The sequence below is a fragment of the Chamaesiphon polymorphus CCALA 037 genome, from assembly GCF_003003845.1.
Taxonomy (GTDB): Bacteria; Cyanobacteriota; Cyanobacteriia; order Cyanobacteriales; family Chamaesiphonaceae; genus Chamaesiphon; species Chamaesiphon polymorphus.
Genome location: NZ_PVWO01000196.1, coordinates 1 through 9,883 on the forward strand (window position 1 = coordinate 1; position 9,883 = coordinate 9,883).

Here is a 9,883-nt window from a genome sequence, read left to right on the forward strand (position 1 = left end):
CGATACCTGTCTAAATGTTATTTAGCAGCCAGATAAAAGTTTGGCAGTAGAAACATGGGGATGCTTGGGATCTTTAACCAAAGGCGGCTTATTTTTCTTCTCCTTACGAGGTTGTTTAAGAAAACGAGTTAAATTAACTTTCGAGGCTAAATCCTGGAGTAGCCGCACAAAATCAGTTACAGCAAAATCGCCAAAACACAGCCAAGCTGTTGGTGGCAGCGCAATCATCATGCCACGGTAAGTCCCCTGAATTTCATCAACAACATAGAAATCAGACAAGGATGCCTCAATTTTACCCACACCATGAACGCGCAGCTTTAGCCGCTCTTAAGGTAGCCAGTAGATTATAGGCAACTAACGCCAAGCTAAAACTGAACAGTGCAGCTTTGGGGTAAGCCAAAGTATTAATTTCGGCTTCAAAGTTTTGGGTGACGGTTAAAAATAACCGCTCCACCTGCCACCGTTCTCGGTACAATTGCATCACTATTTGAGCATTAGCCGCCGCGCTCGGCAAATTGGTCAGCACCACAATTTCCGCATCCCCATGTCGAGATGGTCTCTTCAATCGGAGCACAATCCGGCGTAATTTGAGAGTTTCATCTCCACGCGCAATCTCAATCGGTTGTGACCATAATTGACCACCCTCAACATCACCGCAGGCGGTCAATTCACCATGTGCTGTCCACGGCAAGTTCAGATGCTCTCGAATGACAAAGCTGGCTTGTCGATGGGAAATCCCCATCAGAAAGTCGAGCGTACACATATTCCGGTCAGCAATCCATAATTGGTTGGCTTTGACCGTCTCCACTACCTGTCCAAACAATCTTCGCTCTTGAGCATGTCCATCTTCACATGGAAAAATATCCACGGCCAGCCGTAATTGAGGATCTAGTACAACCAGTGATTTACCTGGTAACGGAGCTGCGCTCACCGATTGAAGCACTTTCAACCGTCGTTGTGTGGCGGCTAACGCATTACCATCCAAAATTCGTACTTCATAGCCAGGTAGCAATGGTGCTGCGGCTCCCCCCATCTGTTTGATTAATCCTTCTAATTCGCTGGCAGTTTCTCGCAATAACCCCGCACTAACTGCTGTTTCGACCCCATTTAGTTTGCTGTACACTGCTCCTCTGGTCACATTCACTGCTTGCGCTTTGTATGCTGCATTCACTGATGGATGGATGCCACATACGACCAAACTCATCAGGTTCACTAACTCGGAAAACATCAGTTCTCTCTGATACTGCAATTTTCCATGCCGCGCAAAGATCTCATCTAGTTTTTCTGGCTGTAAGATTCGCTCCATTACTCCTCGCATCATCACGCTCATCGGGCTATGTTGAACAAAAGCCTCGAATATACTCTCTAACATCTTCTGCTACCGTGTGAATGTACCTTCTCACGGTAGCTTCTGCCAATTTTATTTCGCCCAGATTTAACATTTAGACAGGTATCGCCTAACACCTAAGACCTAACACCTATTTAACTGTCGGTACTAGCAAAATCACTGCTGCACCAGTTGGTTGCTGCTGGAGATCTTTGGCCAGATCTGCGGCAATATAACCATTGAGTGTCAAGGTGGTAGAAGATTGAATTACTTGTTTGGGAATTAAAACTACTCCTTGACGATCGGTTTTACCCTCCCAATTTTTGGTATTAGTCGGACAAGGTGTGGTGACACATCTAATGCCATTATTGCTATAAACTTGAGTCGATCGATCGGCGATCGGTTTATAGGTAGATCTATCTAAAATTAACAATTCGATCGCTTCTGTCGCCCCACCACTCGTCGCCGTAGGTTGAGCCTGAACTGGTAGCAGCAAAGAATTAGCCAGCATACCCAAACTCAAACATTTACCCAAAGTTAACAACGTTTGCCTAAACACGGTCTGTATCCTAATACTATCTATATTTTAGACTACAAATCGAGCGAAGGAGTTTCCGAAAAAGAGGTAGTGGGTAGGCTTTAGGCTTTAGGCTTTAGGTTTGCTGACTTATTGACTTGTTGACAAGTACAGGACAATCGTATTCTTACCAATTACTCATCCACCCATCCACCCATCTACCCATCTACCCATCCACCCATCCACTAGTTAAAGATCGTTATCCAGTCACAGCCGAAAGCAAAATGTTGAGCTATGCTGGTGATACTAATTAAAAAAATGAGCGATCGCGGTATATGCGGAAACTGTTAATCTTGTGCTTATTTTGTCTGGGCATAGGGTTTGCCATATCTAACTTCCAAGGATTGGCAACCAAAGGAGAATTTGACTCCCTAGTTATTGACTTTAAAGAGAATATTCCTGCTAGAGAAATAGAAAACCAATTGCTGCGATTGGGTACCGAATATCAAATCGCCCCACGTCTGAATAGTCAATTTTCTCAGGCCGAACATACATATACCGTCAAAGGCGATCGCGCATTACTCGACAAACTCCGCGCATCGAGCCTGAGCCAAGATACAGAAGCGATCGAGCCAAACTACATCTATAGCATTCCCCCAGAGACGCTGGCAAAGGATCTCGATGCGATCGATCCCAACCAAACCTACAATGCCACGACCGCACCCAACGACCCTCAATACAGTAAGCAGTGGCACTTACACAATATCAATATCGAACAAGCTTGGGCAGAAAATCGCGGTAAAGGGATCGTCGTCGCCGTCATCGATACAGGCGTCAGCAAAGTTCCCGACTTAGACCAAACCGAATTTGTCGAAGGTTATGATTTTGTCAACGATAAAGTCAATGCCGACGATGACAACGGACACGGTACGCACGTAGCGGGTACTGTCGCCCAATCTACCAACAATAACTACGGTGTTGCTGGAGTTGCTTATGAAGCCAAAATCATGCCCCTCAAGGTCTTATCAGCCGCAGGTGGGGGCACGATTACCGATATCGCCGAAGCAATTCGATTTGCCGCCGATAACAAAGCCGATGTCATCAACATGAGTCTCGGTGGTGGTGGCGAAAGTCAAGTCATGAAAGAGGCGATCGAATACGCTTACAACAAGGGTGTTGTCATTGTTGCCGCTGCTGGTAATGAAAATAATAACTCCGCTTCTTATCCCGCTCGCTATGCCCGCGTCATCAGCGTTGCCGCGATCGATGCTAAAGGTGAGAAAGCCGAATTTTCTAACTATGGTGCTGGTGTAGATATTTCCGCTCCTGGTGGCGGACACGGCACCAAAATCTGGCAAGAAACGATCGATCCAGAGACGAACCAGCCGATTATTTCTGGATTCCAAGGTACGAGTATGGCAGCTCCCCACGTCGCTGGGGTCGCGGCTTTAATTAAATCTACAGGCGTCACCGCTCCCGATGAAGTCTTAGCGGTTTTACAACAATCCGTCCGCAAGATCGAAGTCGATCCGCAAAATTATTACGGTGCGGGACATTTAGACGCATCCGCCGCCGTCAAACTCGCTCAAAAAGGTAAGATCACCTTTAATGATTTCTTCCGCTGGTTGCGCGATAATGGTTATCTCAACCTCCGGTTCTGGATCGATGGTGGTGCGGTCGCCTTATTGCCAAAAGTTGCCATGGTACTAGGTTCTTACCTGCTGGCTTTCTTAATTCGCAATTACCTTCCCTTTGGGTTGCCACTATTTAGCGGGTTGATTGCTGGCAGCAGTGGGTTGTTTTTCCTTAAAGGATTATATATATTCGATCTACCACAAGCACCATTTCGAGTCCTGGGCAGTTCGATTCCAGAATTGGGTAATGCGATCGCAGGTAACAGTATTTTAAATCCAGTGTTCGCAAGTGTCCTAATTCCGCTACTATTACTTGTGGTCTGTTGGTCGGTTCCTTCAGCAAAATCGTTTGCAGTGGGGACTAGTCTGGGTGTAGCAGCTTGTCTATTGGTGAGCGCGGTAATCGCTCCCCATGTCTGGTTATTAGGCGATGGCGGGCTGGCCCGTGGTTTCTTGGTAGTGAATGGGTTGTTGTGTTTTGGTTTAGCAAGGTTCGCGGCGAGAGGAGATTCGCAAACAGTATGATTACAGCGATCGGTGGAATTGAACATAGAGGTTTTGGCACTGGTGCTTGGGCATTAGTAGCTGAGGATGGGACTACTTACGAGTTGCTAGATTGTCCGCGCGATCTGCGTCAGGCAGGATTGCACGTCAAGGTTCAAGGCACGTTAAATGACGATGTGATGACCCTGGCAATGATTGGTAAGGTCTTAAATGTCAATTCGTTTGAAATTTTGGAAAAGCCCTCCTCGGTCGAGTAATGACGATGCGATCGACCCTCGCCACGCTCGGTAAGGTCTTAAATGTCAATTCTTTTGAGATTTTGGAAAATCCATCTTCAGTGGCATAAATTCCTCCAAACCCTCATCGAAACCCGACTTTCTATGAAGTCGGGTTTTTGTATTGGTAGTTGAGTTGAAACGATCTTTCGATCGAAAAGGGTGAAAAAGAGATCGATCGTGTGCTAAAATACGGTGTTTGGACTCTAAATATAAACTCTTCAACGCTCTCAGACGAGACGAATAGAGATATGTAGGTGTAAGCGACACATTATTAGCCGATCTACTTTGGTCAACATGCGCGTACATTTACAGGAGGCAAAGTAATTACGGAGAAAAAACCACTAGGATAATTTATTGCATGGTCAGTCAGAAAACAACCTCTACAGATATCGGCTTCACTCTCGACGATTTCGCAGCCCTTCTCGACAAATACGATTACCACTTTAGCCCGGGAGATGTCGTCGCTGGTACCGTATTTAGTCTGGAGCCAAGGGGTGCCCTGATTGACATTGGCGCGAAGACCGCTGCCTACATCCCGATTCAGGAGATGTCTATTAACCGTGTAGATGCCCCTGAAGAGGTACTGCAATCCAACGAAACCCGCGAATTTTTCATCCTCACCGATGAAAACGAAGACGGTCAACTTACCCTCTCCATCCGCCGGATCGAGTACATGCGCGCCTGGGAACGGGTTCGCCAACTCCAAGCCGAAGATGCGACAGTTCGCTCTCAAGTATTTGCGACCAACCGTGGTGGTGCATTAGTCCGCATTGAAGGACTGCGCGGATTTATTCCCGGATCGCACATCAGCACCCGCAAAGCCAAAGAAGAATTAGTTAACGAAGAACTCCCCCTCAAGTTCCTCGAAGTAGACGAAGATCGTAACCGTTTGGTACTGAGCCACCGTCGCGCGCTCGTCGAACGGAAGATGAATCGCCTAGAAGTTGGCGAAGTCGTGATCGGTTCGGTACGTGGCATCAAACCTTACGGTGCCTTCATCGACATCGGTGGCGTCAGCGGATTGCTCCACATTTCCGAGATTTCCCACGACCACATCGACACGCCACACAGCGTTTTCAATGTCAACGATGAAGTCAAAGTAATGATCATCGATCTCGACGCCGAACGCGGACGGATCTCGCTCTCGACTAAGCAATTGGAACCAGAACCAGGCGACATGATCAAAAATCGAGATCGCGTCTATGAAATGGCCGACGAAATGGCAGCTAAATATCGTGAGATGTTACTAGCTAAAGCCTCCGGTCAACCCTTAGAATCGATCGAGCTACCTGGTGCTAAAGCTGAAGCCATTCCCGATGTCGTTGAAGAAGAAATTCCTTCCGCCATCGATGATGACGAAGAAGTTGCAGCAACCTAGATCCATTTCTAGACCTAGTGATTAGAATAAAGAGAGGGCTAGTCCCTCTTTTTATTAAACTCTAATCGAGATTTACAAGATTTAAGGATTTACAGGATGAAGTTATCTGCACTAATCTTCCTCCCAACTCCCAACTCCCAACTCCCAACTAATTAAACTATGCCTCCCCGTTGGCCGCGCGAACCCGATCGAAACGACCCTGCATTCCGTAAACTAGATGACAGAATGACATTTGCCTTTCATGTCGCTCTATTTTCAGCATCCAACTCTGGACTATGGTTTTTTAAGATTTTCCAAAGAGCTGACTGGAGCTGGGCTGTATGGGTAACTGGAGTCTGGGCGACGATCCTGTTCGCACACGCTTTGTATATCTTCACCATTGCTAATTACTCCCCTAATACCGATGGCTAACAATCAACAAATCGAAGATCTAGCAGCAGAAATCGGCGATAAAGTCTATATCGATGTCGCCAAGTGGCACCTTTACCTCAAAGATGCCAAACTCCACACCACATTAGCCGAGCAAGTCTATCCATTACTGAATAACGGCTTAAACGGTACCAAACTCACCGAAATTCTCACGAATATCTCGATCGATCTTGGCGGTGGCAGACAAAAAACATCCCTGCTCAATCTCATCCCCGTCACCGCTCAAGCACGTCTCATGGACGTCCTTCAAGACTACGAGCGAGATATGTAGATATTATTGAGGGATATCTGACTGTTGGTAGAGCGATAGCGATACCCAACCTACCAACTATCGACCGATCGAAACTAGTCTGAAGGCATCGTTGAGGCTACGGAGATGTGAAACTCACCACGAGAAACATACTGTAGCTCAAAATTTACGATCGTTCTTTGATTGTCAGCAAAGAATTTGTCTTTGCGTTGGATTAATTCATCAACCAAATTTTTTCCAAACGTAATGTCTTCTGGATCTGAACCTGGCATTATCGCGGCAAATGCTTCGTTTAGCATCTCGATTCTTTCTTCCTTCGGCATGAGAGCGATATTCCAAGCTAAGACTCCCATTGACAATAACATCTGGAGTCCGTGTTTGTTGAGCGTGTCATCGTTATATGGTTCGACGAAATCTTCCAGAACTTCTGACATCTTGACGATTTCGCCTTGATTCATCACCAGCTTGACATCTCGACCATAGCTGCGATTTACTTTCTTTTTCAACTTGTCGAAAGATCGCTCGCTAGCATTTGCCCACTGCTGTTGTAGTAGGATTTCGCTAAATCCCTTGGGTTTCTTAGCCATTGTTATTTGCTCCTTCTTTGCTAAGCGATTTCTCTTTCCTATTGACTTTGCAGACAATCGCTAGAACAATATTAATTTCTAATCTCTATTCTCTCAAACAATGATCGATCTAGTAGACATCAAACGTGATATTAACACCCTGACCGATCGCCTGGGCAAGACCCAGCAATATCTTTGACGTCCCCGCACTGACGGCCAAAATTCAAGACTTAGAGCAAGTCGCCGCCCAGCCAGAGTTTTGGGATAACCAAAATGTGGCTCAAGCTGCGATGCAAGAACTTAACGATTACAAATCTCACTTAGAGCAGTTTCAACACTGGCAAAGCAGTGTTGCCGACGCCCAAACCGCCCTAGAACTGCTCGAACTCGAACCAGACGAGGCTTTGTACCAAGAAGCCAAACAGAACCTTTCCCAGATGAGTATAGAACTCGATCGATGGGAATTAGAACAGCTATTATCGGGAACGTATGATGCGAAGGGGGCAATACTCACTATCAACGCTGGTGCCGGGGGCACGGATGCCCAGGACTGGGCTGAGATGCTCTTGCGGATGTATACCCGTTGGGCGGAAGATCGCAAATACAAAGTCCAACTTGCCGAAATCTCCGAAGGAGAAGAAGCCGGACTAAAATCCGCCACCCTGGAAATTGAAGGTAAATATGCCTACGGCTACCTCCGCAGCGAGAAAGGCACCCACCGCTTAGTCAGAATTTCGCCCTTTAATGCCAATGACAAACGGCAGACGAGTTTTGCAGGCGTGGAAGTGATGCCGCTGATCGATAACTCCGTGCAACTCGATATCCCCGACACCGATTTGGAAATCACTACCACCCGTGCGGGCGGTAAAGGCGGACAAAACGTCAACAAGGTAGAAACAGCCGTGCGGATCGTTCACAAGCCGACAGGCGTCGCCGTGCGGTGTACTCAAGAACGCAGTCAGCTTCAGAATAAAGAGAAAGCTCTAGTTATTCTCAAAGCGAAATTACTAATTATCGCCCAAGAGCAAAAAACCAAAGAAATCGCTGAAATTCGCGGCGATATGGTCGAAGCTGCCTGGGGTCAGCAAATCCGCAACTACGTTTTTCATCCCTATCAAATGGTGAAAGATCTTCGCACGAGTGTGGAAACAACCGCCGTGGGTGATGTGATGAATGGCGAAATCGATGAGTTTATCGAAGCTTATTTACGCCAGGAAAATATGATGGTGAATGAGTAGTTAGCCCGATCGAATAACTGTGAACTACAGAACCCCAACTTCTCAAAGAAGTCGGGGTTCTGAATCCATGAAAATATTGGCGATCTTTAGAAAATTTGTCGATCTATCTGTGTCGATTTATCTTACTGTTATGTGCGATCGATAAATTTGATTCGATAGGCACAAATACTCACTCAAAGTCTAGAAATAATATATCGTTATATTCCCAAACTATGTCTAAATAAAATGTATCATTCTGATAGCCAGTAATAAAGTTACTTCCCATAGAAATCGAGCCATAATCATCATAGCAATTACCTTGGATCTTTTGCTCGAAAGTGCCTAATCCTGGATAAGCTAAAAGTAATTTCCAAAATGCACTTGAGACGATCGATTGATGTTTTAAATCCGTGAAACAAGAGAATTCAAGATACGATTGAAGATTGTACTCAATACAGGAAAAAGGATGTGCAGAAGCTAATTCTCGGGAATCATTGAAGGTAACAGCTAAAAAAGAAAAGTCTGGTAGCCCATAACGCCAATCGATTGTGGGTGGATAATATTGAAACAGGTCTAAAATTTTAGCATGAACCCAAATTGCATCACCTGAAGATGATGAATTGACAAAGCCTTCCTCCTTAAAAAATCGAGCGAACCGAGGACAAATTTCAGTCAGTCGATCTCCATTACTGTTAAGATATTCTTCGAGAGAAATATCTGAGTCGATGTCGGATTCTTCGAGTTCTGGGAAAAATTCATAAAATGCTGGAATTATGATGATATTATCGATACAGGCTGGTTCTCCAGCAACTCCATATAATGCCATCTCTTCCAACAAAACACAATTCATAAATAGTCGATATTTTTTTAAACGGTAGGCATTCATCAAAAAGCCCGATCGAATTCGATCGGGCTTTGTCAAATACTCTGATTTAAACTATTTAGGATTAGATTGAGGCGCAGCATTGCTAGCTGTTGCTTTATCACCAACTTGGCGAGGAACTTCAACGCCAACTTCTTCTAGTACGACAGTCGGAGTTATACCTTGTTGGCCTTCGACTCGTTTGACTAAAACTGCACCATTTGCCACGCGATCGCCAACATCGATATAGCGACTGAATGATTCGTTTGGTAATTTAACGATAACTTGAGTTCTGCCGTCTACCTCAATTACTCCAGATATTTCTACTGCCATTGCTTGTAACGGTTTTTCGGCAACTTTTTCTGTTCTAGCCGCAATTGTCGTTCCGTTAGATGTGCTAGAGGGAGTAGCACCGATATTTGTAGGGCGCAGGACATTATTATTTTTGGCAACTTTAGTGCCTACTGGGCGCAGTGCATTATTGTTACTAGCTTTATTGTTGCTGGCAATTTTGCCGCCTGCGGGAGATTTTGCCGCATTATTTGGTTTAATGGCAACGGTAATTTTGGGTAAAGCTCTATTGATTCCAGTTCTAGGAATCGAGGAAACCGATCCATCGCGAGTAATGCTGCCTTCTGGGGAAGTCGAACCTTTGCTTGCAATTCGTTTGCCAGAAACTTTAGTTGTTCTAGGTGAAGTTGAGGCGACTTTGATGGTGGGGAGGGATTTATTGACCCCAGATTTGATGGTAGAGGAATTGGAGGCGATCGAAGCAGATCCTGGTTTGCCAATTACTTGACCGAACTCATCTATTTTATCGGGAGGCGTAACTGGTTGTAGCGAAAGTGTCGCAAATGGATCGGGGCGACCTTTGGAGACGGTTTTAGCCCAGCTTTCGCCTTCGGTAGACGTAATTAAACC

The 9,883-nt window shown here is 45.6% G+C and carries 12 protein-coding genes; 6 read left to right on the forward strand and 6 right to left on the reverse strand.

Translation table 11 applies throughout. The annotated features are described in order from the left end of the window. Positions 1–21 precede the first annotated feature (21 nt). The 3 genes from C7B77_RS31135 to C7B77_RS15455 form a co-directional block, all read right to left on the reverse strand. A complete protein-coding gene (locus tag C7B77_RS31135; RefSeq protein WP_245894219.1) occupies positions 22–300 on the reverse strand; it encodes a hypothetical protein in 279 nt (92 codons plus the stop codon). After that, positions 293–1,372: an IS4 family transposase gene (locus C7B77_RS15450; protein ID WP_245894220.1), complete on the reverse strand. Its 1,080-nt coding sequence runs from the start codon at positions 1,370–1,372 to the stop codon at positions 293–295. Before C7B77_RS15450 ends, C7B77_RS31135 begins: the two co-directional genes overlap by 8 nt. 106 nt (positions 1,373–1,478) lie before the next feature. Next, a complete protein-coding gene (locus tag C7B77_RS15455) occupies positions 1,479–1,886 on the reverse strand; it encodes a hypothetical protein (protein WP_146138343.1) in 408 nt (135 codons plus the stop codon). A gap of 293 nt (positions 1,887–2,179) precedes the next feature. Between C7B77_RS15455 and C7B77_RS15460 the strand changes: the two genes are divergently transcribed. The 5 genes from C7B77_RS15460 (at position 2,180) to C7B77_RS15480 (ending at position 6,338) form a co-directional block, all read left to right on the forward strand. Then, complete coding sequence (locus C7B77_RS15460; protein ID WP_106306492.1) at positions 2,180–4,003, forward strand: DUF5942 domain-containing protein; 1,824 nt, start codon at positions 2,180–2,182, stop codon at positions 4,001–4,003. Beyond that, the gene (locus C7B77_RS15465; RefSeq protein WP_106306495.1) at positions 4,000–4,239 is read left to right on the forward strand and encodes a hypothetical protein; all 240 of its coding nucleotides are present in this window, start codon (positions 4,000–4,002) and stop codon (positions 4,237–4,239) included. Before C7B77_RS15460 ends, C7B77_RS15465 begins: the two co-directional genes overlap by 4 nt. A gap of 379 nt (positions 4,240–4,618) precedes the next feature. Next, entirely contained in the window at positions 4,619–5,638 is a 1,020-nt protein-coding gene (locus C7B77_RS15470; RefSeq protein ID WP_106306498.1) for a 30S ribosomal protein S1, read from the forward strand. Between the two features lie 159 nt (positions 5,639–5,797). After that, positions 5,798–6,049 (forward strand): 2TM domain-containing protein, encoded by a 252-nt coding sequence (locus tag C7B77_RS15475; protein ID WP_106306501.1) that lies wholly within the window; start codon positions 5,798–5,800, stop codon positions 6,047–6,049. Then, the gene (locus C7B77_RS15480; RefSeq protein WP_106306504.1) at positions 6,042–6,338 is read left to right on the forward strand and encodes a DUF3181 family protein; all 297 of its coding nucleotides are present in this window, start codon (positions 6,042–6,044) and stop codon (positions 6,336–6,338) included. The genes C7B77_RS15475 and C7B77_RS15480 overlap by 8 nt, the downstream gene beginning before the upstream one ends. Before the next feature lie 74 nt (positions 6,339–6,412). Here C7B77_RS15480 and C7B77_RS15485 read toward each other — a convergent pair whose 3' ends face one another. Further along, positions 6,413–6,904, reverse strand: coding sequence for a hypothetical protein (locus C7B77_RS15485; protein ID WP_106306507.1), 492 nt, complete (start codon positions 6,902–6,904; stop codon positions 6,413–6,415). A gap of 100 nt (positions 6,905–7,004) precedes the next feature. On the opposite strand from C7B77_RS15485, the gene prfB reads away from it, so the two are divergent. Then, positions 7,005–8,121 (forward strand): peptide chain release factor 2 gene (prfB, locus tag C7B77_RS15490; protein ID WP_146138344.1). Its coding sequence is split into 2 segments (ribosomal slippage): positions 7,005–7,079 and positions 7,081–8,121, totalling 1,116 coding nucleotides; the frame shifts between segments, so codons are not numbered across the junction. Positions 8,122–8,290: 169 nt separating this feature from the next. Here prfB and C7B77_RS15495 read toward each other — a convergent pair. Both C7B77_RS15495 and C7B77_RS30045 read right to left on the reverse strand, forming a co-directional pair. Next, positions 8,291–9,022: a hypothetical protein gene (locus tag C7B77_RS15495; protein ID WP_146138345.1), complete on the reverse strand. Its 732-nt coding sequence runs from the start codon at positions 9,020–9,022 to the stop codon at positions 8,291–8,293. A 15-nt stretch (positions 9,023–9,037) separates the two neighbouring features. Next, on the reverse strand, positions 9,038–9,883 hold an 846-nt coding region (locus tag C7B77_RS30045), incomplete at its 5' end, for a hypothetical protein (RefSeq protein WP_106306516.1).

Excerpts from the sequence above, each read along its gene's own strand:
- C7B77_RS15470 (WP_106306498.1), top strand. The coding sequence starts at position 4,619 with ATGGTCAGTCAGAAAACAACCTCTACAGATATCGGCTTCACTCTCGAC.
- C7B77_RS15450 (WP_245894220.1), bottom strand. The coding sequence starts at position 1,372 with ATGTTAGAGAGTATATTCGAGGCTTTTGTTCAACATAGCCCGATGAGC.
- C7B77_RS15475 (WP_106306501.1), top strand. The coding sequence starts at position 5,798 with ATGCCTCCCCGTTGGCCGCGCGAACCCGATCGAAACGACCCTGCATTC.
- C7B77_RS15485 (WP_106306507.1), bottom strand. The coding sequence starts at position 6,904 with ATGGCTAAGAAACCCAAGGGATTTAGCGAAATCCTACTACAACAGCAG.
- C7B77_RS15480 (WP_106306504.1), top strand. The coding sequence starts at position 6,042 with ATGGCTAACAATCAACAAATCGAAGATCTAGCAGCAGAAATCGGCGAT.
- C7B77_RS15460 (WP_106306492.1), top strand. The coding sequence starts at position 2,180 with ATGCGGAAACTGTTAATCTTGTGCTTATTTTGTCTGGGCATAGGGTTT.
- C7B77_RS15465 (WP_106306495.1), top strand. The coding sequence starts at position 4,000 with ATGATTACAGCGATCGGTGGAATTGAACATAGAGGTTTTGGCACTGGT.